24 protein-coding genes are annotated in these 23,950 nt (G+C 67.4%); 8 read left to right on the top strand and 16 right to left on the bottom strand.

Annotated features, from left to right (window positions below):
• Window positions 1–82: 82 nt before the first annotated feature.
• Both AC5Y4N_RS08030 and AC5Y4N_RS08025 read right to left on the bottom strand, forming a co-directional pair.
• Window positions 83–598, bottom strand: a complete 516-nt coding sequence (locus tag AC5Y4N_RS08030; protein ID WP_499905093.1) for a DoxX family protein — start codon at window positions 596–598, stop codon at window positions 83–85.
• Window positions 599–700: 102 nt separating this feature from the next.
• Window positions 701–1,354 (bottom strand): hypothetical protein, encoded by a 654-nt coding sequence (locus AC5Y4N_RS08025; protein ID WP_499905096.1) that lies wholly within the window; start codon window positions 1,352–1,354, stop codon window positions 701–703.
• Between the two features lie 138 nt (window positions 1,355–1,492).
• Here AC5Y4N_RS08025 and AC5Y4N_RS08020 point away from each other — a divergent pair, with 138 nt between their 5' ends.
• The 4 genes from AC5Y4N_RS08020 to AC5Y4N_RS08005 all read left to right on the top strand — a co-directional run bounded on the left by AC5Y4N_RS08020 (window position 1,493) and on the right by AC5Y4N_RS08005 (window position 4,566).
• Window positions 1,493–2,347: a polysaccharide deacetylase family protein gene (locus tag AC5Y4N_RS08020; protein ID WP_499905101.1), complete on the top strand. Its 855-nt coding sequence runs from the start codon at window positions 1,493–1,495 to the stop codon at window positions 2,345–2,347.
• A 77-nt stretch (window positions 2,348–2,424) separates the two neighbouring features.
• Window positions 2,425–2,673 (top strand): hypothetical protein, encoded by a 249-nt coding sequence (locus AC5Y4N_RS08015; RefSeq protein WP_499905104.1) that lies wholly within the window; start codon window positions 2,425–2,427, stop codon window positions 2,671–2,673.
• A complete protein-coding gene (locus AC5Y4N_RS08010) occupies window positions 2,670–3,269 on the top strand; it encodes a phosphatase PAP2 family protein (RefSeq protein WP_499905106.1) in 600 nt (199 codons plus the stop codon). Before AC5Y4N_RS08015 ends, AC5Y4N_RS08010 begins: the two co-directional genes overlap by 4 nt.
• Window positions 3,270–3,396: 127 nt before the next feature.
• Window positions 3,397–4,566, top strand: a complete 1,170-nt coding sequence (locus AC5Y4N_RS08005) for a L,D-transpeptidase (protein WP_499906296.1) — start codon at window positions 3,397–3,399, stop codon at window positions 4,564–4,566.
• A 46-nt stretch (window positions 4,567–4,612) separates the two neighbouring features.
• Here the strand turns inward: AC5Y4N_RS08005 and AC5Y4N_RS08000 are convergent, their stop codons facing one another.
• On the bottom strand, window positions 4,613–5,281 hold the full coding sequence (locus AC5Y4N_RS08000; protein ID WP_499905108.1) for a DedA family protein: 669 nt from the start codon (window positions 5,279–5,281) through the stop codon (window positions 4,613–4,615).
• Between the two features lie 99 nt (window positions 5,282–5,380).
• On the opposite strand from AC5Y4N_RS08000, the gene AC5Y4N_RS07995 reads away from it, so the two are divergent.
• Window positions 5,381–5,791 carry a pyridoxamine 5'-phosphate oxidase family protein gene (locus tag AC5Y4N_RS07995; RefSeq protein WP_499905111.1) on the top strand — a complete coding sequence of 137 codons (411 nt, stop codon included), beginning with the start codon at window positions 5,381–5,383 and terminating at the stop codon, window positions 5,789–5,791.
• A gap of 21 nt (window positions 5,792–5,812) precedes the next feature.
• On the opposite strand, the gene AC5Y4N_RS07990 is transcribed toward AC5Y4N_RS07995, so the two are convergent.
• The 6 genes from AC5Y4N_RS07990 to AC5Y4N_RS07965 form a co-directional block, all read right to left on the bottom strand.
• Complete coding sequence (locus AC5Y4N_RS07990; protein WP_499905113.1) at window positions 5,813–6,877, bottom strand: sodium:calcium antiporter; 1,065 nt, start codon at window positions 6,875–6,877, stop codon at window positions 5,813–5,815.
• 132 nt (window positions 6,878–7,009) lie between these two features.
• Entirely contained in the window at window positions 7,010–8,968 is a 1,959-nt protein-coding gene (locus tag AC5Y4N_RS07985) for a glycosyltransferase family 39 protein (protein WP_499905117.1), read from the bottom strand.
• The gene (locus AC5Y4N_RS07980; protein WP_499906298.1) at window positions 8,965–10,254 is read right to left on the bottom strand and encodes a bifunctional glycosyltransferase family 2/GtrA family protein; all 1,290 of its coding nucleotides are present in this window, start codon (window positions 10,252–10,254) and stop codon (window positions 8,965–8,967) included. Before AC5Y4N_RS07980 ends, AC5Y4N_RS07985 begins: the two co-directional genes overlap by 4 nt.
• 87 nt (window positions 10,255–10,341) lie before the next feature.
• Window positions 10,342–11,013, bottom strand: a complete 672-nt coding sequence (locus AC5Y4N_RS07975) for a hypothetical protein (RefSeq protein WP_499905120.1) — start codon at window positions 11,011–11,013, stop codon at window positions 10,342–10,344.
• Window positions 11,014–11,146: 133 nt separating this feature from the next.
• Complete coding sequence (locus tag AC5Y4N_RS07970) at window positions 11,147–11,581, bottom strand: Hsp20/alpha crystallin family protein (protein WP_499905123.1); 435 nt, start codon at window positions 11,579–11,581, stop codon at window positions 11,147–11,149.
• Between the two features lie 113 nt (window positions 11,582–11,694).
• Window positions 11,695–12,936 carry a DNA polymerase domain-containing protein gene (locus AC5Y4N_RS07965; protein ID WP_499905127.1) on the bottom strand — a complete coding sequence of 414 codons (1,242 nt, stop codon included), beginning with the start codon at window positions 12,934–12,936 and terminating at the stop codon, window positions 11,695–11,697.
• Window positions 12,937–12,991: 55 nt separating this feature from the next.
• On the opposite strand from AC5Y4N_RS07965, the gene fadD2 reads away from it, so the two are divergent.
• Window positions 12,992–14,668, top strand: coding sequence for a long-chain-fatty-acid--CoA ligase FadD2 (gene fadD2 / locus AC5Y4N_RS07960; protein WP_499905131.1), 1,677 nt, complete (start codon window positions 12,992–12,994; stop codon window positions 14,666–14,668).
• A gap of 55 nt (window positions 14,669–14,723) precedes the next feature.
• Here the strand turns inward: fadD2 and AC5Y4N_RS07955 are convergent, their stop codons facing one another.
• The 4 genes from AC5Y4N_RS07955 to AC5Y4N_RS07940 are packed head-to-tail and all read right to left on the bottom strand — an operon-like array spanning window position 14,724 to window position 19,665.
• Entirely contained in the window at window positions 14,724–16,922 is a 2,199-nt protein-coding gene (locus tag AC5Y4N_RS07955; RefSeq protein WP_499905135.1) for an acyl-CoA dehydrogenase family protein, read from the bottom strand.
• Window positions 16,923–16,965: 43 nt separating this feature from the next.
• Window positions 16,966–17,925, bottom strand: coding sequence for a 2-hydroxyacid dehydrogenase (locus tag AC5Y4N_RS07950; RefSeq protein WP_499905139.1), 960 nt, complete (start codon window positions 17,923–17,925; stop codon window positions 16,966–16,968).
• Complete coding sequence (locus AC5Y4N_RS07945; RefSeq protein WP_499905143.1) at window positions 17,901–19,025, bottom strand: alpha/beta hydrolase; 1,125 nt, start codon at window positions 19,023–19,025, stop codon at window positions 17,901–17,903. Before AC5Y4N_RS07945 ends, AC5Y4N_RS07950 begins: the two co-directional genes overlap by 25 nt.
• 1 nt (window position 19,026) lies before the next feature.
• A complete protein-coding gene (locus AC5Y4N_RS07940) occupies window positions 19,027–19,665 on the bottom strand; it encodes a TetR/AcrR family transcriptional regulator (RefSeq protein WP_499905149.1) in 639 nt (212 codons plus the stop codon).
• A gap of 75 nt (window positions 19,666–19,740) precedes the next feature.
• Between AC5Y4N_RS07940 and AC5Y4N_RS07935 the strand changes: the two genes are divergently transcribed.
• A complete protein-coding gene (locus AC5Y4N_RS07935; protein WP_499905153.1) occupies window positions 19,741–20,316 on the top strand; it encodes a VOC family protein in 576 nt (191 codons plus the stop codon).
• Here AC5Y4N_RS07935 and AC5Y4N_RS07930 read toward each other — a convergent pair.
• Window positions 20,313–20,930 carry a TetR/AcrR family transcriptional regulator gene (locus AC5Y4N_RS07930; RefSeq protein ID WP_499905157.1) on the bottom strand — a complete coding sequence of 206 codons (618 nt, stop codon included), beginning with the start codon at window positions 20,928–20,930 and terminating at the stop codon, window positions 20,313–20,315. The genes AC5Y4N_RS07935 and AC5Y4N_RS07930 overlap by 4 nt on opposite strands.
• Before the next feature lie 79 nt (window positions 20,931–21,009).
• On the opposite strand from AC5Y4N_RS07930, the gene AC5Y4N_RS07925 reads away from it, so the two are divergent.
• The gene (locus AC5Y4N_RS07925; RefSeq protein ID WP_499905162.1) at window positions 21,010–21,894 is read left to right on the top strand and encodes an oxygenase MpaB family protein; all 885 of its coding nucleotides are present in this window, start codon (window positions 21,010–21,012) and stop codon (window positions 21,892–21,894) included.
• Window positions 21,895–21,947: 53 nt separating this feature from the next.
• Here the strand turns inward: AC5Y4N_RS07925 and AC5Y4N_RS07920 are convergent, their stop codons facing one another.
• Window positions 21,948–22,664 (bottom strand): MgtC/SapB family protein, encoded by a 717-nt coding sequence (locus tag AC5Y4N_RS07920; RefSeq protein ID WP_499906300.1) that lies wholly within the window; start codon window positions 22,662–22,664, stop codon window positions 21,948–21,950.
• Between the two features lie 51 nt (window positions 22,665–22,715).
• Window positions 22,716–23,912 carry an alpha/beta hydrolase family protein gene (locus AC5Y4N_RS07915; protein ID WP_499905166.1) on the bottom strand — a complete coding sequence of 399 codons (1,197 nt, stop codon included), beginning with the start codon at window positions 23,910–23,912 and terminating at the stop codon, window positions 22,716–22,718.
• Window positions 23,913–23,950 lie beyond the last annotated feature (38 nt).

Genomic DNA, 23,950 nt, shown 5'->3' with positions numbered 1-23,950 from the left:
ATCTGCCGTTCTTCCCGCGCCCCACGGGGTAGGGCGAGCATCGGAAGCTGTTGACTGGCAGCCTTTCTGCGGATACCGCCCGCTATCGCGCTACTGACGCGGCACCGGCGTCATCTTCACGCACCCTTTCTCCGGCGTTGCCGAATCGGGCGTCGACGGAGTACGCACCGGCCCCGACGGCCAGCAGAAAAAGGCTGCCGCACAGCATCGCGAACTCCAGTCGGCCCTCGTGGAAGAAGTCCCACAGGCCGCGCTCGTGGGGATACAGCGCTGCTGCGCCCCACAGCAGCGGCACCTTGGTGATCAGCAGCGCACCGACCATGTCGACGATCATGGGCAGCACCGCCAGCCGGGTGAGCAGTCCGAGCAGAATAAGAACACCGCACCCGATCTCGAAACCGCCGTCCAGATAGGCGAAGAACGAGGCTGCGGGGATGTCCACCTTGGCGAAACGCCCGGGCCCCAGCGCGTCTGGGCGCAGAAACTTCAGGACACCTTCACCGGCGAAGACCACCCCGACATAGAGGCGTATCAGTGCTACTGCGCCGGGCCCACGGGTCGCGGTCAGGCGGGCGAGCGGACGCTCGTAGGCGTTCATCGGTGGCCTTTCGTGTCAGATCTGAGGCCGTCGACTCCGGCCCTGCAAGAGATAGCGGCCGCAGTTACACCCGCTGACCCGCGAATCACAAGCGGCCGCCGGTTAGTCGTCGAGTTCACCGAGCACTCGCCGTTCGATGCCGGCGCGGGTCTGAGCGGGCAACGCAACGAGCCCGTCGAGTTCCTTGTCGGCTCGGTCGTAGGCGCGCCTGCGCTCCTCCGGGGTCGCCGCCGGATCCGCCGCGAGCCGCAGCAACTGTTGCGCGCGCCCCAGCCGCTGCCGGTCGTCGGGCGCAAAGTCGCTTCGCCGCCGCCGGATCGCCTCCGACTCCGCCACCTCGAAGGCGGTCACGTAGTCGCGCACGGCGTCGCTGTACCGCTGCTGTGCTTCCGGATCGTCGAGGATGTCGTCGATGCCGTCGGGCCGGAGAAGTTGCGCACGCAGCTTTGCCTTGTGGAACGCGACCGTCAGCGGGTCGCGCATATCGGTCATCATCGGAAAGTCGAGAAGCTTGACGGCGTCCAGCTCGTAGCTCAGCCACCGGGCATCAGTGCGTTCGTGTTCCTTGACCACGCGCGCCAGCTCGCGCCGGTACATCGCCCGGCGCCGGTCGGCCGCCGAGGTGTCCGGCGCTTCCGCAGAACGGCCGCGGTCGCGGTCGTCGCGATCGCGCAGCGCCCGCACCACCGCAGCGACAGCCCCGGCGACGGGCAAGAGCACCCACCAGAACTCCAGCAGGCGGAACACCGCACCCACATCGCCAGCATGCCACCGACGGCGACGCGCAAGGTTCCAGCCGCTCCGGCCGGCTGGTCTGCCAGCCGATTCCCAGTCATTTCTGGCGTATTCGCAGAGTCAGCGAATGTGTCGCCACGGTGCTACCGTTTCGAGCCGATGAACCGCAGGGGCTTTCTGACCGGCTTAGCCGCTGCGCTCTTCTTACCGCCGTCATTGGCCACCGCCGCCGAGGTGCAGCGCTATCTGTTCGGCTCGTCCCCGCAACTGGCCGCGGCGAGCGCGCCGGCACTGCCCGTGGCGCCTACGCAGGTTCTACCCGCGGCGCCACCCGCAGCGGAGTCGCTGCTGCCGCCCCCCGCGCCCGCGAGCCGCGTCGCGCTGCCGGCACGCGGCGTGCTGTCGGTCCTTCCCGGCGACGGCGACCTGCTCGCGTTGACCGTCGACGACGGAGTCAGCACCGAGGTGGTGCGCCGCTACACCGAATTCGCCCGTGACACCGGTGTGCGGCTGACCTACTTCGTCAACGGCATCTACCAGTCCTGGACCGACAACGCCCGGCTGCTGCGGCCGCTGGTGGAATCAGGCCATATCCAGTTGGGCAACCACACGTGGTCGCATCCCGATCTCACCACGCTGAGCTCCGCACGGATCGCCGACGAGATCAACCGCAACCATGCCTTTCTGAAGAACACGTTCGGCGTCGACGCGCGGCCTTACCTGCGGCCGCCCTACGGTCGGCACAACCGCGCTGTCGAGGCGGTCGCGGCCGACCTGGGCTACACGATCACCACCATGTGGTCGGGCTCGCTGGCCGATTCCACCGTGGTCACCGAGGACTTCATCGTGAAGATGGCCGAGACCTACTTCCGTCCGCAGAACATCGTGATCGGACACCTCAACCACATGCCGGTCACCGCTGTGTACGGAAAGCTGCTCGACGTCATCCGCAGCCGCCGCCTGCGCACCGTGACCTTCGATGACGTGTTCCTGCGCCCCCAAGAAATTAGGTGACCGGCGGCTGCCGAGGTTTGCTGTACCCGGACGGCGGGTACCTTCCGGCCGCAGCTAGCCACACACAGGAGGAGACCATGGCCGAGCCGGCCCGCAGAGTTGACGAGCCAGCGACCGAGGCGCTGAGCACCGTTGGGCTTCTTCTCAACATGGTCGCTGTGATCGCCTTCGCGCTGTTTCTGGCGGGGCTTGCCATGGCCGGTCCGTCGCTCGCGATATCGGCCGGTGCCGTGGCGCTGGTGAGCTTTGCCGGCAGCCTGATGGCCTTGGTCGCTGACAGCCGCCGAGTCGACGAGCAGGAGGTCGCCGCGGCGATGCGGCAATGACCCGGCTGTTGCTGTGGTGGCCGCCGGTCGCAGTGGCGGCAATGTTGCTTCTGGGCTGGGCGGTGGGCAAGCGGTCCACCGCAGTGGACGACTGGTTTCTGCACGATCTGCGTCGGGCGCTCGCGATCAGACCCGTTGCGCTGCTGGTGTTCACCGACTGGCCGTTCCTCGGCGCGGTGCTCGCGGCCTGCGCAGCGGTGGCGCTCTACCGGCGGCGGTGGCAGCTGGCGGCGGTGGTCACGGTGAGCCCGGTCGTGGCTATCATCGTCGTGCAGGTGCTCAAACGGCTTTTCGGCCGGCACAAGGGTGCCGCGCTGGCCTACCCGAGCGGGCACGTCACCCTGGTCATCGTGGTGACGGGCGCACTTCTGCTGGTCGCGGGTGCGCGATGGTGGGCGTTGACCGCGGCGCTCATCGCGAGCCTGCTCGGCGCGGCGGGTGTGGTGCTGTGCGGCTACCACTACGTCACCGACGCGATCGGTGCCGCCCTGTTGGGCACTGCACTGCTGTGCATCGCCGCGCGGCTCAGCGGCAGCAAGTCGACAGCCGATCCGCCGCACGAGCCGACTGCCGAGCCACAGCCGAGATACCCTTGAAGCAAACGTCTTTCGCATTTCGCCTTCCAGGAACAGCTACCTCGTGATCAGAAACCACAGCCTGCGGGTCTTGGCCGTCGCCGCGGTCATCGTGATGTCGGCGACCTCGATCACGGTGGCGAGCGCGATGCTGCTGCGTTGCACGACGGACTGTTCTGCAACCGTCGGCGGAACCGCCGCCACGCCGTCGCCTGCGCCTGCGGTGATCACGATCACGCCGGGGCGCGACGCCCGCAACGTCGATCCCCTGGCACCCGTGAGCGTGAGCGCCGCCAACGGGACGCTGGTGAGCGTCCGGATGGCCAACGACGCCGGCAAGCCGATCGACGGCATCATGACTCCGGACAACACGACGTGGAAGCCTGCTGTGCCGCTGGGATATGGCCGCACATATACGATTACGGCCACCGGCCGCGGCGCCGGCGGGGTACCCAGCACCGTAGTGTCGACGTTCACCACGTTGACCCCGGGCAATCAGGCCAAGGTCTATCTCGACACCACGTCCGGTGCGGCGCTGCAAGACGGCGGTGTCTACGGGGTCGGAATCGTCGTGGTGGCGCACTTCGACGAACCGATCTCCGACCGCGCCGCCGCGGAGCGACGGCTGACCGTCACCACCTCACCTCCGGTGACCGGATCGTGGTATTGGGTCGACGACCAGAATGCCCACTGGCGCCCCGAGCACTACTACACGCCAGGCACGAAAGTCACTGTGGCTGCTAACATTTACGGCGCCGCGCTGGGCAACGGCCTCTACGGTGAAGAAGACGCCCACGTGTCGTTCTCCATCGGCGACGCGCACATCTCCGTCGCCGACGACAACACCAAGCAGGTCAGCGTTTACGAGAACGGCAAGCTGGTGCGCACCATGCCCACTTCGATGGGCATGGGCGGCACACAGCAGATCGGCGGCCGCACCCTGTCGTTCTGGACCCCACCGGGGATCTACACCGTGCTGGACAAGGGCAACCCGGTGATCATGGACTCCTCGACATTCGGCCTGCCGATCAATTCGCGGCTCGGCTACCGCGAAACCATCAAGTACGCCACCCGCATCAGCATCGACGGCATCTACTTGCACGAGCTGGACAGCACCGTGTGGGCCCAAGGCAACACCGACACGTCACACGGCTGTCTGAACCTCAACGCCGACAACGCAATATGGTTCTACAACTTCTCTCGGCCCGGCGATGTGGTGGAGGTCCGCAACACCGGCGGACCTCCGCTGAGGATCGAGCAGAACGGCGACTGGACCGTTCCATGGGACCAGTGGCGCAAAGGCAGCGCCCTGCACTGACCGGTTCGTAGCGCCGCGAAGCTCATGCGCTACAACCACATTCACGCTACGACGACGTGGGTCCGGGGCGCTTGAGCGTCTCCCAGTCGTGTTCGGTTTCCAGCTGCGCGATGCGTTCGGCGGTCCGCTCCCGAAGAAACCAGGTGAATCCGATTCCGCACACGATCCCGACGACCAAGGCTATCCAGGAGAACCGGGAGAGCCAGTGTTCGGCCGCCAGGCCCGCGAAATAGACGACAGCGGTTGTGCCGCCGGCCCAGCACACTGCGCCGGTGGCGTTGGCCGCCAGGAATCGTCGATAGGGCATGTGCAGCGCGCCGGCCAGCGGGCCGGCCAGGATGCGTAGCAGCGCGATGAATCGCCCGAAGAACACCGCCCACACACCCCAGCGCGCGAACAGATTCTTGGCCAGCGCCACATGCCCCGGGCCGAAATGTTTCGGGAAGCGATTTCCCATCCGTTCGAAAAGCGGCATGCCGAACCGGCGACCGATCGTGTAACCGATGGTGTCGCCGACGATCGCGCCGACGGTGGCGGCCGCGCCGACCGCGACCGGGTTGATGTCCAGTGTGTGTCGTGAGGCCAAAAACGCCGCGCTGACGAGCGTGATCTCGCCGGGCAGCGGGACGCCGAGACTTTCGATGCCGATGACGCCGCCGACGAGCAGATACACCGCAAGCGGCGGAATCGACTGCAGCAGCTCGGCGACATTCACGGTGCCTACAATGCCGCATCACGACGCGTTCGCAGTCGGTTACACCCCTAGACTGACGGCCATGACGTATGTCGCCCGCGCGATCTCGGTGCTCGGCTGATGGCTGACAACGACGACCCGGTCACCATCCTTTCAGTCAGCGAATGCTGGGAGCTGCTGGCCAGCGTGCCGCTGGGCCGCCTGGTCACCACCGTCGACGGGCGTGCGGAGATCTTCCCGGTGAACTTCGCCGTGCAAGACCGCACGGTGCTGTTCCGCACCGCCGAGGGCACCAAGCTGGTGAGCGCCGCGATCAACAACCAGGTGCTCTTCGAGGCCGACGATCACGGCCCGGCGCAAGGGTGGAGCGTGATCGTCAGAGGCACCGCCCGTACGGTGCGCGACGACGCGGACGTCGAGAAGGCCGACCAAGCACAGCTACAGAGTTGGACGGCAACCGAGAAGACGCATTATGTGCGTGTGTTGCCGACCGCGGTCACCGGCCGGCGGTTCCGGTTCAGCTCGAGCTGAAAGTCGCGCCCGAGCTGACCGTCAGTTCGTGATGAACGCCAGCCCGGCGATCCCGACGACGTAGAGCACCAGCACGGCGATCGAGTCCACGCCCATCCGCAGCCACTGCCGCTGCGGGCGAAAAACCAAGCCGCACATGTACACAACGGTGAGAAGACCGGCTAGCGCGGTGAGATAGATGTCGCTGTGATGTGCCAGCGGCAAGACGGCCGAGCCGGACAACAACGACGCCAACAGGAACAGCACCGGCAGAAAGGCGTTGCCGCCGAAGATGTCGCTGACCGCCAGCTTGTAGTCACCGAGACGGGTGGAGGCCAGACCGGTGGACAGTTCGGGCAACGCCGTGGCAGCGGCGAGGACGGTCGCGCCGAACACGACGCCTGACATGCCCCAGCGGCCGAACACCTCTTCACCGCTGCGTTCGATCAGCACACCGGCCACCAGCGTTGCGACCGCGGAAGCGGTGAATACCACCACCGCGCGACGAGTGCTCACCCCCTGCCGGGTGGCTTGATCCTCCTTGGTGGCCACCGAATGTCCGCGCGGATCGTCCTGGCTGCCCGGGGCGTGGCCGCTCTGGTGCCATGGCAGCCCCTGATCGGCGCGGCGCACCAGCACCAGACCCACCACCCACAGAACGAGGATCAGCACCCCGCCAGGCGTCAGCCGCCACACCATCAGCGTGCGCGGCAACTGCGTCGACATCACCACGACCACCAGCATCGCCACCACCAGCGCGCCTTCCAAGACCAAGGTCAGCGACGCCGCCAAGTACGTCAGCGGCTTCCGCGGCCGCACCCCTGCGGCATCCAGGGCTACCAGCACTACGGTCTGAAGTGCGATGCCGCCCAAGATGTTTCCCACCGCGACGTCGAGCTGGTGGGCGAGCGACGCGCTCGAGGTGATCGCGATCTCGGGCAGGTTGGTCGCGATGGCCAGCAGAATCACTCCACCCATTGCCGATCCGAGATGCCATCGCTGCGACAGCACGTCGGTCATGTCCGACAGCTTGATTCCCGCGAACCAGATGACGGCGGCGCACGCCACGAAGATCGCCAGCAGTGCAAGCGACGGCAACGACGTCACCCTGGCGCTCCTCGGTCCTGCTTCGGTTGTGGCCGCGGCCATACCGGGCCGTGCCTTCGGCATGCCCGACCCGCGCCGTTCTCAACCGCTGTGCCACAAGTTGCCAGCGAGTTGCCAGACTGGCGGGCCGGGCTACTTCGCCGGAGCCGTCAGGTCGTAATAGGTGACGCCGTCGGCGGTGACCGCGGTGAAGTGCTGCTTCACCCACGCCCCGATCTTGTCGGCTTCCGTTTCGCCGTCGCGTCGTTGCGGTCCGTCGCCTTCCCCCGGTCCGGGCATGCGGCCCTCGAGGTAGTAGTGGATCTGCCGGGCGGCGACGTACTGCTGGAACTGGGCCAGCGTGGGCGACGGGTCCCGGCCCATGAAGCCGCCGATCGGCATCACCGGTTCGCGGGTGGCGAGCTGATAACCGGCTGCCGAGTTGGCGCCGTCGGTCGCCGCCACCCATCGGTACCCGGTGTCGCGAGACAGCAGCGCCACCACCGCAGCACTGACTTGTTCACCCCGTCCGCCGGGGCGGCCTTCTGGTCCGCGCATCCCGGCTGGGCCGGGGCCGCCGAAGCCGCGCGATCCCTGCACCGACGGACCAGCCGTCACGACGCCACCGCTGTGCGACGAACTGACCGTCTGAACGCAATAGGCGAGCGGGCCCGCCACCGCCGCGACCGCCGCGACCGCCGCCGCCCACCGCGCTATTCGGCCAGATGACCGGCCGCGCCCGCGAATCACACTGAGGGCCAACGCAATCGAGGCGGAGGCACCGGCCGCCAGCACGGCCCACCGCAACGGGGGCACGAAAGCGGGCGATCGGGCCAGCAAGACCCACGACCACACGGCGGTCAGCGCCGCTGTACCGGCGAGAACCCAAGCAGACCAACGACTTTCGCGATGCGCCCACAGGTCGATCAGTCCGATTCCCACCAGCGCGGCAATCGCCGGTGCCAGCTCGACGGTGTAGTAGTCGTGGAACATCCCGGACATGAAGCTCAGCACCGCGCCTGCGCCCACCAGCCAAGCGCCCCACATCAGGTACTGCGCGCGGCGTTGGTCGGTACGAGAAGCGCGCCCGCACAGCACGAGTCCCGCGGCCACGAAGATCAGCGCCGCCGGCAGCAGCCAGGAGATCTGACCGCCGGCCGCGCCGCTGAAGAGACGGGTCAGTCCGGCCGACGAACCGAAGGCGCCATGGCCCGACGGTGGACCGCCGGGACCGCCGGGCGGTGCAGCGCCGGGCATGCCGTGTCCGCGGCCCAGCAGCCGGGACAGGCCGTTGTAGCCCAGCGTCAGGTTCAGGAAGCTGTTGTCGGTCGAACCTCCGATGTACGGGCGATCCGAGGCCGGCGTCATCGACACCAGCAGCACCCACCACCCGGCGCTGACGACCATCGCGAGCAGCCCGGCGCCCAGTTGCAGCAGCCGCACCCGCAGCCGGGGCGGCCCGGCCACCAGATAGGCGAGCGCGAAGGCGGGCACCACCAACATCACTTGCAGCTGCTTGGTCAAAAAGCCCAGACCGACGAGAGCACCGCACAGCACCAGCCAACGGGTGCGGCCGTCGGATACCGCGCGCATCAGCGCCCACGCCGACGCGATCGTCAAGAAGACCAGCAGCGCGTCGGGGTTGTTGTAGCGGAACATCAGCGTCGCGACAGGTGTGAGCGCCAGCGCGGCCCCGGCGATCAGGCCGGCCGCCGGACCGAAATTCCGTTTGACGATCGCATACAGCAACGCGACCGACGCCACTCCCAAGAGCACTTCCGGCAGCAGCATCGACCAGCTGTTGAGCCCGAAGATGCGGCCGCTGATCTCCATGGGCCACAGCGATGCCGGCGGCTTGTCGACGGTGATCGAGTTGCCGGCGTCAGACGACCCGAACAGGAACGCCTTCCAGCTCTTGGTGCCCGCTTGCACCGCGGCCGCGTAGAACGCGTTCGCCCAGCCCATGCGGCCCAGGCCGATGCACCAGAACCCGGCAGTCGCGACGAGCAGCGCCGCCAGCGCCGGCGTCGCCCAGCGCGGATTCGCCGGCGCGGCGTCGACCGCAGGAGGGGTGTCGACGGTTCGGTCGGGAGTCAGCGCGGTGGCGGTCATGCGGATCGCTCCTGGGTGGCGGCGGACGGTGATCGGCGGCGCGGATGAAACACCCAGCCGCGCAACAGCACGAACCGCACGACGGTGGCCACGAGGTTCGCGACGACCACGGCGGCCAACTCGACATTGCGGGAGGGGTCGCCCACAGCCTGCAGCGCGGCGAGCGCGCCGCTGGTGATCGCCAGCGCGATGCCGAACACGATCAGCCCCTCGACGTGGTGGCGACCGGCATTGCCGCGCCCGCGGACCCCGAAGGTGAACCGCCGGTTGGCTGCCGTGTTGCCCACGGCCGTCACGAGCAGCGCGATCAGGTTCGCAGCCTGCGCGCCCATCGCGGCGTGCAGCGCGGTGAACAGCACCACATACGCGATGGTGCTGGCCACGCCGACCGCGCAGAACCTGACTGCCTGTCGCAGTAGCGATTCCGGTGGCGCCGAGTGTGCCGAACCCAGCTGCGCAGCGATCTCGGCGATCGGGATCGCCCCGGTGGCAAAGCCTTTCGCCAGCCGAGCGACACCTTTGAGGTCCGCCGCGGCGGTGGCCAGGATGTCCACGCGGCTGTCGGGGTCGTCGACCCAGTCCACAGGAACCTCGTGGATCCGCAGCCCGGCGCGTTCGGCGAGCACCAGCAGCTCGGTGTCGAAGAACCAGCCGGTGTCGACCACATGGGGCAGCAGCTCACGCGCCACGTCGGCGCGAATCGCCTTGAACCCGCACTGGGCGTCCGAAAACTTCGCCGCCAGAGTCGATTTGAGGATGAGGTTGTAGCAGCGGGAGATCACCTCCCGCTTGGCGCCGCGGACCACACGCGAGCCGCGGCTCAGCCGTGTGCCGATCGCGACATCGGAGTGACCCGAAATCAGCGGCGCGACAAGCGGCGCCAACGCGGTCAGGTCGGTGGACAGGTCGACGTCCATGTAGGCCAGCACCGGCGCGTCGGACGTAGACCACACATGGTGCAGCGCCCGGCCACGCCCCTTCTGCTCGAGCCGGACCACGCGCACGTCGTCGAGTTCGGCGGCCAGCTGGGCTGCGATCCGCGGCGTCGCGTCGACGCTGGCGTTGTCGGCGATCGTGATGCGCACGGGGATGCGGAAGTGCTCGTGCAGGTATCGGTGCAGCCGGCGGATCGAGCCGGCCAGCGCCGCCTGTTCGTTGAACACCGGCACCACCACATCGAGCACGGGAGTGCCGGCCGCGCGAGCGAGCTGCACGGCGTCGGGCCGCGACGCGAAGACCCGACGACTCTGATCCACCGGATCGGCGGGCATCGGCAAGAGATCCATCACGGTGTCCGTCATGGCTCTCATCGTCAGTGCCGACGGTGGGTGCAGCGTGGGGGATGGCTATGCGTCAGCTGTGAAAACAGCGGCTCACGACGTCGACCGGTACAGCTGTACCAGAGCCCCGTAACCGCAGACTTCGGCGAATGCCAGTTCGCCCTCGCGGTCGGGCTCTTCGAGTTCGTGCATCCATTGCCGTAGCAATGCGCTGCCCGCGTGGTGCAGCTCGGCGTCGGTGTCGCTCTGCGCGGACAGCAGTTCCAGCCGGTGCAGGTATCGGTCGGCGACCGCCAATCGGTGCACTTCGGTCACGAGGTCGACGGCCTCGCCGGCCCATACCCTGATCACCCGGCGGTACGCAGTGAGCTGGTCCACCGGCAGTCCCGCGGACCGCAGCTCGTCGCGGGCGTCAGCCAGGGTGGCCAGCACGTCGCGGCGGCGAGACTTCAGGGCTTCGCGTGCCAGCCTCAGTTCGGCCTCGAATTGTGCGTCGGGCATCGGCGCCGACGGTTCGGTGGCCGGCGCAAAGATCGCGGGGGCGACGTCGATCTTGGCCCACTCGCCGAAGCTTCCCGCCCAGATCCCGAATTCGCCTGCTATGACGTTCAATTCAGCGCGATGCCGATCGAGATGCGCAGCGAACTCGCCCCGGTCCTGGGCGGCCATCAGGCGCGCCGCCTTGACGACCTCACCGGTCAGTGCTCGGTGGGAGGTCACGATGGCCAGCAGCCTGTCGCGTCCCCGATCGTGTCGCCGGTTCACGTGTCGATCCTGCCAGGCGCTCGGAGGAGCATGCGCTGGGTCTGCGCACAAGGGCGCCGCAGCGTGAGTGACGGTCCCATACGGGCGCGGTCACGGCTGCGGCGCGGACTGTGTGATCGAGTTCGGGCCATCGTCAGGCGTTGATGGCCTTCTTCTCGCCGGCCTCGATGGAGATCTTGCGCGGCTTGGCTTGCTCGGCCACCGGGATGGTCAGCCGCAGCACCCCATCGGTGTACTCAGCGGCGACATGGTCTGCGTCGAGGTTGTTGCCAAGGTAGATCTGCCTGCTGAACACGCCATGCGGGCGTTCGGCGACCAACCAGTTCCGGCCGTCGGTGTTCTGGGGCCGCTCGGCACGGACGGTGAGCACGTTGTTGTCGACGGTCACGTCGACCGATTGGGCGTCGATACCCGGCAGGTCGAGTTCGACGACGAACTTGCCGTCCTCACCCCACGCGTCCATGGGCAGCACCGCCGGTCGGCCCGGAGCGCCCAGCGAACCCCACACCTGCTGCGTCAAGCGGTCGATATCGCGGAAGAACGGATCGAACCAGAGCATGGTGTTCACCTCCTTTGCCGAACTCGTCGGATGTCTTTTTCTGCCACAAAAAACGACTGCGACTGCGATCGTATTTCCGTCCGCGCCCCGAGTGGACAGGCGAAATGGGTTCGGTCCCAACGTCATCCGCGCAGCCACTGCGGCCCCGAGTAACCCTCCCAAGGGTTGTAGTCGGCCAACAGCTCTTCTTGCGGCGGCCGCTGCGCTGGCGGCACATGCTGCAGGTTGATCCTGACGCGGTACCAGATCGAGCTGGGTCCGCGCATGCCGTCGACGAGCACGTCGGGCGGCTGCAGTCGCGCGGCCGCCTCGGGATGCCGGGACCGCCAGGTCTCCAGTGCGGCCAACGCCTCGTCCTTGGTCTTCGTCCGCGCCACCTCGATCAGCGGCATCGTCGAGCGGCGGCGACCGGAGCCGCCCGTGGTCTTCGGTGGCTTCTCCGCGGGACCCAGCCTCTGCCCCAACTCCAGTAGCCCCTCCAAAGAGCCTGTGGTGGCGTCCATTTCGGCCCACGGATCGCCGATGTCGGCGAACCGCGCCGGAACCGTGTCCATCGTGAACGCCTCAGGGCGGAACGTGGGCACCTCGTCCCAGTACAGCGGCGTCGACACCCTTGCGTCGGGCGTGGCACGCACCGAGTACGCCGAGGCGGTCGTGCGGTCTTTGGCGTTCTGGTTGAAGTCGACGAACACGCCTTGGCGTTCCTCTTTCCACCACCGGCTGGTGGCCAAATCCGGTGCCCGCCGCTCGACTTCGCGGGCGACGGCTTCGGCGGCAAGGCGCACCTGCCGGTACGGCCAGTGCGGCGCGATCCGGGCGTAGACGTGGAATCCGCGTGAGCCGGACGTCTTCGGCCAGCCTGTCAGGCCGTGGTCGGCCAGCACCTCGCGGACCACGAGCGCAACGTCGACGATCTGCTGCCACGTCACGCCCGGCACAGGGTCCAGGTCGATGCGCAACTCGTCGGGGTGCTCGAGGTCACCGGAGCGCACCGGATGCGGGTTGAGGTCCACGCAGCCCAGGTTGACCGCCCATGCCAGGCCGGCGGCGTCGTGGATCACCGCTTCTTTGGCCGACGTGCCCGAGGCGTACTTGAGCTCCGCGACGTCGACCCAATCCGGCCGATTCTGCGGAGCCCTCTTCTGGAAGATCGCCTCTTCGGTGAGCCCCTTGACGAAGCGCTTGAGAATCATCGGCCGGTCGGCGACGCCGCGCAGGGCGCCGTCGGCCACGGACAGGTAATAGCTGATCAGGTCGAGCTTGGTGCGAGCGGGATGGTCGTCGGTGGGCGGGAAGACGACCTTGTCCGGATGCGTGATGTCGACTCGGCGGCCGGCCACCTCCAACGTCATCGGGCCGGCCATACCGCCATCGTAAGTTCGATCCCGCCGTGAGATGCCGGTCACATAGGGTATGCGCATGGTTTCTCTCAACCCCGTCGAACTGGCGACGCAAGCGGCCGCGAAGGCCAAGCAGTACGCCGAGCGTGGCGCGGCCGAATTGCATTACGTCCGAAAAATGTTCGAGGCCGGCGCGCTGAAGCTCGAGTCGCCGCAAATGGTTGCCGCGATGGCCGCCGACATCGCGCGGTGGGGTGAGATCGGGATGATCCCGTCGGTCAATGCCCGCCGCGCGCCGCACCGCGTCGCAGTGATCGACGACGAGGGCACCATGACGTTCAAGGAGCTCGACGACGCCGTCAACGCGGTGGCCAACGAGATGGTCGCGATGGGTGTTCAGGGCGGCAACGGGGTGGCGATTCTCGCCCGCAACCACCGCTGGTTTCTAGTCGCGAACTACGCCTGCGCGCGGGTGGGCGCGCGCACGATCCTGCTCAACACCGATTTCTCCGGCCGCCAGATCGCCGAGGTCGCCGACCGTGAGGGCGCCCGACTGCTCATCTACGACGACGAATACACGCAGGCCGTGTCGGAGGCGAACTTCGAACTCGGCAAGCTGCGGGCGCTCGGGCACAACCCCGATCGGGACGAGCCGTCCGGCAGCACGGACAAGGCCTTGGCCGATGTGGTCGCGGGCGGGAACACGGCACCCGCTCCGAAACCGTCGAAAACCGCGTCGCTGGTGATCTTGACCAGCGGCACCACCGGCACGCCGAAAGGCGCCACGCGGCACACCCCGCCCACCTTGGCGCCGATCGGCGGGATCCTCTCGCATGTGCCGTTCAAGGCGGGTGAGGTGACGGCGCTGCCGTCACCGATGTTCCACGCGCTCGGCTATCTGCATGCGACGATCGCGATGACACTTGGCTCCACGCTGGTGCTGCGCCGCAAGTTCCGCCCGCTCACGGTGATCGAGGACATCGAAAAGTACCGTGCCACAGCACTTGTCGTGGTGCCCGTGATGCTGTCGCGCATACTCGACGCGCTCGACAGCGCCGAGCGCAGCTACGACTTGTCGTCGCTGCGCATCGTGTTCGTCTCCGGTTCGCAGCTGGGCGCCGAGCTGGCCACGCGCGCCACCAAGCGGCTGGGACCGGTGATCTACAACCTCTACGGGTCCACCGAGGTCGCGTTCGCCACGATCGCGCGGCCGCAAGACCTCGACATCAACCCGGCGACGGTGGGGCCCGTGGTCAAGGGCGCGAAGGTCAAGATTCTCGACGACCAGGGCAATGAAGTGCCGCAAGGACAAGTGGGCCGCATCTTCGTCGGCAACTTCATGCCGTTCGAGGGATACACCGGCGGCGGGGGAAAGCAGATCATCGACGGGCTGCTGTCATCGGGCGACGTCGGCTACTTCGACGACAACGGGCTGCTGTATGTGACCGGACGCGACGACGAGATGATCGTCTCCGGCGGTGAAAACGTGTTCCCGGCTGAGGTCGAAGATCTGATCAGCGGCCACCCGGACGTCGTCGAGGCGACCGCGCTGGGCGTCGAGGACCCGGAGTGGGGCGCGCGCTTGCGGGCTTTCGTCGTGAAGCGGAAGGGTTCGAGCATCGACGAGGACGCGATCAAGAAATACGTGCGCGAGCATCTGGCTCGCTACAAGGTGCCGCGCGAGGTGGTGTTCCTCGACGAGTTGCCGCGCAACCCGACGGGCAAGATCCTCAAACGCGAACTCCGCAAGCTGTGATTTCGGTGCGTTTACCGGCGCTCAGCGCACGTAAACGCACCGAAATCGCAAGGGGTTAGGGGTCGCGGGGCAGGCCCAGCAGCCGCTCGGCGATGATGTTCAGCTGCACCTCCGAGGTACCGCCGTAAATCGTGGTGGCACGGCTGGCCAGCAGGTACTGCACCCACTTGCCCTGCAACGTGTCGGGGTCGCCGATCGCGCCGTCGGTGCCGAACGACGACACCCCGAATTCGGCGTAGCCCTGAGTGGTGCGCATCGACAGCAGCTTGGACACCGCGGCCGCGGGCATCGGGTCGAATCCGGCGATCGTCAACAGCGTGGAGCGCAGATTCAGCACTTTGGCCGCATGGCCCTCAGCGATCAGCCGGCCCGCCCGGTTCTGTGCCACCTGGTCGAAATGGCCGTCGCGCAAGAACTCCACCAGGCCATTGAGGTTGGCCAAGAACGGCGCCTCGCTGCTTCCGATCGAAACCCGTTCTGCCGTAAGGGTATTGCGGCTGACTTCCCAGCCGCGGTTCACCTCGCCCAGCACCAGGTCGTCGGGGACGAACACGTCGTCGATGAACACCGTGTTGAACATCGCGTTGCCGGTCAGCTCACGCAGCGGCTTGACTTCCACGCCGTCGCTGGACATGTCGAGCAGGAAGTACGTGATCCCGTTGTGCTTGGGTGCGCTGGGGTCGGTGCGGGCCAGCAGCGCACCCCACTGCGAGTACTGCGCGGCCGTCGTCCAGATCTTCTGGCCGGTGATGCGCCAGCCGCCGTCGACTTTGGTGGCCTTAGTCGTCAGGCTCGCCAGGTCCGAACCGGCTCCCGGCTCGGAAAACAGTTGGCACCAGATCAATTCGCCGCGGAACGTCGGCGGCAGGAAGCGCTGCTTCTGCTCTTCGGTGCCGAACGCGACGATCGACGGCACCAGCCACGCCGCGATGCCGAGGTTCGGCCGCTTGACCCGACCGGCCTCGAACTCCTGCTGGATGATGATCTGCTCGACGGGCCCCGCCGAGCGGCCCCACGGCTTGGGCAAGTGGGGTGACACCCAGCCGCCTTCGGCAATTGCGGCGGTGCGCTGCTCCCGCGGAAGTGCTTTGAGCGCAGCCACTTCCGCGCGGATCTCGTCGCGGAGCTTCTCGGTCTCCGGGTCGAGGTCGATGTTGAGTTTGCGCATCCCGGTGCTGGTCGCGGTGTCGACAACCAGCTGCGGGTAGTCCGAGATTCGGCCGAACGCGGCGATGATGCCGAGCGCCCGCCGGTAGTACACGTTGGTGTCGTGCTCCCAGGTGAATCCGATGCCGCCGTGCACCTGGATGCAGTCCTGGGCGCAGCGCTGCGCGGCCGACGGTGCCAGGGTCGCGGCCACGGCGGCCGCGAATTCCGCAGCGGCCTCCGGGTTTTCGATGCCCTCGTCGATCGCCCGGGCGGCGTCCCACACCGCCGCGACGGCCCGCTCGGTGTCGGCGGCCATTTCCGCGCATTTGTGCTTGACGCCTTGGAACTGCCCGATGGGCCGGCCGAACTGCTCGCGGATCTTCGCGTATGCCGCCGCGGTGTCGGTGGCCCAGCGTGCCACGCCGACGGCCTCGGCCGACAGCAGCGTGGTCACCAGCGTGCGTGCGCTGGCCACGTTGAGATTGCTGAGGACGCGGTCGGCGGGCACTTCGACGGCGTTGGCCCGTACGTGCGCCACCGGCCGAAGCGGGTCGACGCTTTGCACCGGTTCGATCTCCAGCGCATCCGCATCGATCACCACCCATTCGGTGCCGCTGGTCTCCGGGTCGAGGCCGGCAACCGGCAGCACCAGCAGCGAGGCCTGCGCGGCCGACGGCACCGAGCGGGCCTCACCGCGAACCACCAACGAGTCGCCCTGTCGGGTCGCGGTCAGCGACGACTCCAGTGCGTAGGCCGCGATCGCCGCGCCGGACGCCAGGTCGCCGAGCACCTTCGCGTGCGGGTCGTGCGCGGCGATCAGCGCGCTGGCGATCACCGACGGCACGAACGGCCCTGGCACAGCGCCGCGACCGAATTCTGCGATCACAATCGCGAGCTCCAGGATGCCGAAGCCCTGCCCACCCACGGACTCGTCGAGATGCACGCTGTGCAGGCCCTGGTCGGCTGCGGCCTTCCAGTAAGGCGGCGGGTTGGGGATCGGTGTTTCCAGCGCCTCGTGCAGCACCTCCGACGGCGCCACCCGTTCGACCAGCGCGCGCACGGATTCGGCGAGGTCCTTGTGTTCGGTCGTGATTGCCAGAGGCATGGGGTGCGCCTTCCATCGAATAACCGGTGGGTTGGGTCTGAGATTACTCGTTGACGACGTTGTTCAGCGGGCGCCCGTCCCGCAGCCGCGCGCAATTCTCGACGCCCTCGACGAGGTAGCGCCGCATCGTGTCGGCGGTGTACCAGGTGACGTGCGGCGTCAGCACCACGTTGTCGAGGCGCAGCAGCGGGTTGTCGGCGGCGACGGGTTCGACGGCGAACACGTCCAGGCCTGCGCCGGCGAGCCGGCCGGTAGTCAGCGCCTCGACCAAGGCGGCTTCGTCGACGATCGGCCCCCGCGAGGTGTTCACCAGCACCGCGTCGTTCCTCATCGCCCCGAGCGCGCCGCTGCCGAGCAGTCCAGCGCTCGCGTCGGTGAGCGGCAGGTGCAGCGACACGATGTCGCTGTCGGCCAGCAGCGCTGGCAGCGGGCGCCAGCTGGCTGTGCCGTCGTCGCCGGTGCTGGTGTGCAGCACCGTGGCTCCCATCGCGGCGACGATCGCCTCCACGCGGCGCGCAATGTTTCCGTAGCCGACGAGCCCGACCGTGCAACTGCCGATGTCGCGGACGGTTTCTCCCAGGGACGGGTCCGTCGGCCAGCCCGCGCCGGCTCGGGTCACCCGGTCCAATTCGACCAGCCGGCGCAGGGTCGCGAGCATCAGCAGCACTGCGCCTTCGGCGACCGACGGTGCGTTGGCGCCGGGCATGTTGGCGACCGCGATGCCCAGCGAGCTCGCCGCGGCCACGTCGATGGTGTTCACGCCTGCGCCCAGCTTGTGGACCAGCCGCAACCGCTTGCCCTTCGCGAGATCAGATCCGGACAGCGGCCGCAGCACATGCCAGATCACCTCTGCCTGGGGCAGCTCGCGATAGAAGGTGGCGTCGTCGTCCTCGGCGCAATAGCGGACGTCGAGCCAATCCGCTTGGTGTTCAAGGAAGTTCAGCACCTTGGGCCCGGGGGTGAAGTGGGCCAGGACTCTTACCGCCACCGTTTGGCGATCCACTTGGCGATGGTATCCGCCTGCTCGCTGCGCGCCCCGGGCGTGGTGAAGTAGTGGTCGCTGTCGATGGAGACCGACGTTTTGTCGCTGCTGCCCAGAGCGTTGTAGATGCGCTGCGCGTCGGACGGGAACACCCCGGTGTCCTGCTCTGCGTTGATCACCAGGGCCGGGCAGGTCATGCGGGCCAGATGCGGCTCGGCTCGCGTCTGTGCGTGGCGCAGGCTCCACATGCCCAGCCAGTTGCGCAGAGTGCAGGCAGCGGCGATGCCGTGCGCTGAACGGTTGGCCTTCGCAGGCACCCCGGCATAGCACATGTTCGGTGGCCGCTTGGTGGGCTCCAGTGTGGGGTCCACCATCCGCGGATCCGCCCAGGTGCGCATCACCGTGAACGGCCGGTCCGAAAACCCCGCCGCGCGAACCCGTTCGAATTCGGCTTCGACCCAGTCGGTGATCGCGTGATTGCGTGCCTGCTGCGCGGCACGGTAACGCTCGACGAACTCGGGTGAGAACGGCGGGCCGTTACGTTCGTCGAAGATGTCGAGACTGGGATCTGTTGCCACAGCATCGTTTTCGTCGACTACCGAGCCGTCCATCCATGCGGTCAGCACATCGGGGCGGCCGGGATGCGCGGCGCTGGCGACGTACCCGTCGGCGGCTGGCAGCTCGTTCACCCCGGCTGCGGGCCGCATTCCGGCCACCGGCGCCACGTTCGGTTCGGTGGCCTGCGACTGGTATGCCGCCATCAAAGAGCCACCGCCCGAATTGCCAAGCAGTATCACGGTTTCGACGCCCTGGACGTCGCGCAACCAACGCACGCCGACCCCGATGTCCACCAGGGCGTGGTCGAGCAGGAAGCTGCTTTCGAAGCCGCGAAATCGGGTGTTCCAGCCGAGGAAGCCGACGCCGCGCGTGGCCATGTAGTCGGCAAGGTAGTGCTCGGAGAAGTCGATCTGGTAATGCGTGGCGATCATCGCCACCTTCGGTTTGCGGCCCACGCCACGGTGATACAAGCCTTGGCACGGGTGCCCGCCGGCGCCGGCTCGCCGTGCGGTCGGCGACGTCAGGCCCACGAACTCGCGGATCACCCCCGGTGTCGGCGACATGTCAGGCCGCCCCCTTGCAATAGATCGCACGGTAGAAGATGTTCGCGAGCGTGGTGATGCACGCGTCGTCGTCGACCTCGTCGGGGTGGCGACCGGAGAGCTGCACGTAGCAGAACTGGTTGAACATCGAGACGATCGCGACGGCGATCAAGTGCGGATCGTCGTCGGGGCAATAGCCCTCCGCCTGAGCGCGTTCGACCATGCGTGTGATGAACGAGATCGGGATTGCGCAGATGTCGGACCAGTACGCGGCGAAGTCGTCGTTGACCATGGCCAGCTGCGACACGCTGATCATCTCGGCCAGCCGGTGGCGGTAGGTGCGCCAGTGCGCAGCCGCGGCCTCACGTGCGCGTTCGCGATTCGACAGACCGTGGCGCGTCACGGCTTCCGCGCGTTCACCGGCTTCGTCGCGGAATCGCACCGCCCACTCGCGGACCATGGCCTCCTTGGATTCGTAATAGTTGTAGAACGACGCGGTGGAGCGCCGTGCTTGCGCAGCGATGTCGGAGATCGTCGTCGCCAGAATTCCCTTGCGCGCAATCACGTCACGGGCGGCCGCGTCGATCGCGGCCTGGGTCCGGCGACCGCGCGCCGTGGGCAGTGGCTGCCTCGAGGGCTGGTTCGGTTGCGCCAACGTCACTCCCAACCATTGAGCTAAATCTGAATCTGATGTTAGATTCATGTTTGGCTGTTGAGAAGGTCCGGAGGGGACGTCATGATCAAGCCGCAGAACACCAACACCGAGTTCGCGTTGAGCGGCATCAATCACGTCGCGCTGGTGTGCTCGGACATGGCACGCACCGTCGACTTCTACCGCAACGTGCTGGGCATGCCGCTGATCAAGGCGCTCGACCTGCCCGGTGGAGTCGGTCAGCACTTCTTCTTCGACGCGGGCAACGGTGACTGTGTCGCGTTCTTCTGGTTCCGCGACGCGCCGGACGCGGTGCCGGGTATCTCCGCGCCCAGGAACCTTCCGGGGATCGGCGACATCGTCAGTGCGGTCAGTTCCATGAACCACCTGTCGTTTCACGTGCCCGCCGAAAAGTTCGACGAATACCGTCAGAAGCTCAAGGACAAGGGTGTGCGTGTCGGGCCGGTGCTCAACCACGACGAGAGCGAGAACCAGGTCGCCGCGCAGTTGCATCCCGGCGTCTACGTCAGGTCGTTCTACTTCCACGACCCCGACGGCATCACACTCGAATTCGCTTGCTGGACAAAGGAATTCAGCGAAGCTGAGATCGTCACCCAACCCAAGACGGCCGCCGACCGGCGAGTGCCCGCACGAGCCTAGTCGCGCCGCGGGTTCAGTCGGTCGATACACCAGGCCAGCTGCTCGACCAGCGCGGCCGGCGTCGACCTGACCTGACCCCCCAGCCATGAACTGAGCGCCTGCCGCACGCCGCCGACCGCGAATTGCGATGCCGCCCGCAGGTTGTCGTCCTCAGGCAGTCGCAGGGTCTCGCCGACATGCTGGCCCAGCAGCATCGCCATCAGTGCAGTCGACTCCTCGCGCTTGCGCACCACCACCGGATCGGCCAGTTCGGTGCTGAACACCAGCCGGCCCACGCGCGGGTCTTCGTCGATGTACGACACGAGATTGGCCATCGCTGCGCGGGCCTGTTCGTTCTGCGGTGCGGCTGTCACCGCGGCCCGGATGGTGCTGACGAGTTCGGTGATCACCCAGTCGTACACGGCGGCCACGAACTCGTCTCTGTCGGAGAAGCTTTCGTAGAAGTAGCGGGCGGAGACGTTGGCCTGCCGGCAAAGGCCGCGTACCGTCAACGCATCCGGGCCGGCCTGCGACCCGAGGATGGTCAGCCCGGCGTCGAGAAGCCTGGCTCGCCGCTCGGCGCGGCGGTCGTCAGGTTGCACGCCGCGATACGGCCGAGTGCTCGTCGGCGCCATCGCACCATCTTGACACCCTTGGCGCGCGCTGGGAAACTTCAGGAAACGCGCGTTCGCAGATTTCTCGATAGGGGTGCCCATGACGGTCGCCGAGCCACACAGTTACGTCGAGCAGCCGGTATCCGCCCCGGTGCGGCGAGCACGTCGCATCAATAGGCGTACCGACGCCGGAATGATGGGCGTGGGCCTACTGGCCGGTCCTGCGAACGTGATCATGCAGCTGTCCCGCCCTGGCGTCGGCTACGGCGTGGTGGAGAGCCGCGTGGAAAGCGGGCGCATCGACCGCCATCCCATCAAACGAGCGCGGACCACGTTCACCTACATCGCGGTTGCGGTCGCGGGCACCGAGGAACAGAAGGCGGCGTACCGCCGCGCTGTCAACCGGGCACACGCCCAGGTGTATTCGACGGCCGAAAGCCCCGTGCGCTACCACGCTTTCGACCCCGAGTTGCAGCTGTGGGTGGCCGCCTGCATGTACAAGGGCGTGGTCGACGTGGAGCGGTTGTTCGTCGGCGAGATGGACGAGGAAACCGCCGACGCGCACTACCGCGACGCGATGGCGTTCGGCACCACGCTGCAGGTGCCGCCGGAGATGTGGCCGAAGGACCGCGCCGCTTTCGACGAGTACTGGCGCGAGTCGCTCGAAAAGGTGCACATCGACGACACCGTCCGCAAGTTCCTGTATCCGATCGCGGCGGGCCGGCCGCCCATTTCCTTGCCGCGCCGGCTGCAAGAACCGCTGGACAGCGTCGGGTTGTTGATCACGACTGGCTTTCTGCCGCAACGGTTTCGGGACGAAATGCGGCTGCCGTGGGACGAGCGTCGGCAGCGCAGGTTCGACCGGCTGATGGCGGCGATCCGCGTCGCCAACAACATGGCGCCCAAGTTCGTCCAGGAGTTCCCGTTCAACGTGCTGCTGCGTGACTTGGACTGGCGGATGCGTACTGGGCGCCCGCTCGTCTGACCCCGCGATTTCGGTGCGCAAACCTTCGCTGCGCGTCGGTTAGCGCACCGAAATCACATGAACCGCACGCCGGCCTCACCCAGCGTCGACCACCGCGCCGATCTGACGTCGGGGTCCATGCTCAGTGTCCGCACGGCGTTCTCCAGCACCTCGTCGTACCGCGTGGCCGCCGAGAGCTCGGCGCGCAGTCGGGTTTCGCCAGGTGTGGACGTGGCCATCGAGCCCACCGACGTCAACTGGAGGCCGGGCTGCGTCAACGCGTCGAGCAACAACACCTTGACGCGCGCCTCCGCGTCCGCTGCGCACTGCAGTTCGAACGCGTAGTCGGCGGGCGGGATCTCCCGCCCGGTCCGCGAGCGCACCTGATCCATGCGCGCCGCGAGCGGCGACAGGAACGTGTTGGCGGCGATGATCACCGCGGCCCCGACGACGGCCTCGCGCCACATCCATGCCCCGGCCAGCCCGCCGACAGCGGCGGTGGCCCACAGGGTCGCCGCCGTGTTCAACCCGACCACCGACGAACCCTGCTTCATGATCACACCGGCGCCCAAAAAGCCTATGCCCGTGACGATTTGAGCGGCCACCCGAGTTGGGTCCTGCTCGCGATGAAAGGTATACGCGCCCATGATCAGAAACAGCGCCGCGCCCATGCACACCAGAGCCATGGTCTGAAGCCCGGCCATCCGCGCGCGCCACTGGCGCTCGACACCGATCGCGATGCCCAACAACGTGGCAAGCCCGACCCGCAAGAACAGGTCCAGGCCCGGCAACGTCATGCGGGAATCATCTCGCACTGCCGGCACGCCGGCGGGCGGACACGCTCAGCCGAACATCAGCGGGCGCAGGAACCGCGTCATCCGGCGCAAGTACTCGGGCTGGCTGACGTGCAGGATGTGGTTGCCGGGAAACCAGTGCAAATGGCATTGGTCCCAGTGCCGCCACAGCATCTCCGCCTGCTCAGGAGGTGCCAGCCGGTCGCCCAGTCCCGTGATGATGAGCCGACGGTCGCGGGGCACCAGCGGGCGGTAGTTGAGCGGTGAGTGATACGCCGACGCGGCGACGAACTCGTCTCGGTCGATCTCTCCGAGCTTGCGTCCCAACGCGAAAAGCTTGTTCGCCGGAAACCAGTCCTCCAGCTCGTCTTCGACCGAGACGACAGGGACGTTCGGGATGACCGCGGTGAGGCGGTCTTCCACTCCGGCGATCAGCGCGGTGGTGTAGCCGCCCAGCGAAATGCCGGTCAGCGCAACCTTTTCCACGCCGGTGAACTCGAGATAGTCGAGCAGGGACCGGAAGTCGTAGACGGCCTGTGCCATGGCCTCGGCGAAGCCGGTCAGACCGCCCGCGAAGTAGCCGTATCCGCTGAAGGGCGAATACTTTTCGGCGCGCCGGCCGTGGAATGGCAACGTGTAGAGCAGCACGTCGTAGCCGGAGCGGTAGAACCACGGCAGCGACATCCACAACCCGTTGAGCAGGTACGGCGATCCCATGAACCCGTGGATCAAGCACAAGGTGGGATGCGGCCCGTCCTCGTGTCGCCAATGCTGTGCCCGCACGACGTTGTTGCGCTCCAGCCGACGCCACCGCTCCCGCAGCGCGGGGTTCACGGGCTCGAAGCTGCTCTGGAACTGGATGTTGTGCACGCGGCCGTGGGCCAGCCACTCTGCGATCGGGTTGGCCGGGCGCGAGTAGATGCGGGGTGGTTCTTGCGGCGCGGGGAACGACGCGGCGGGATCGTGTTCGGCTGCGAGTTCGGCGTAGAACCGCATGTGGTCGCGCTCGCGTGCGGTGTCGGAGCGGCGCACCAGTTCCGCGAGGATCGGCGGCAACATCGCCGCACCGACGAGGGAGGCGACAAACGTGCGCAACCCGACGTCGGCGACGGCGGAGACGTCGACAGTGAGCCGCTGACCGATCGACAGCTCGGAACGGTCGGGCAGGCCGCGCGCACCGGCGTCAGCACCGGCGACGTTGGGAACTGGTAAGGGTGGCTCGACGGGGTCAGCGCTTGACGTCATTGCCGGCCGGCCTTTCTTTCACCGGGTCCATAGACCCG

This window comes from Mycobacterium sp. NGS19 (genome assembly GCF_059813155.1).
Note: the sequence above shows the minus strand (reverse complement) of the source record. Positions and strands in the feature narration are given on the sequence as shown.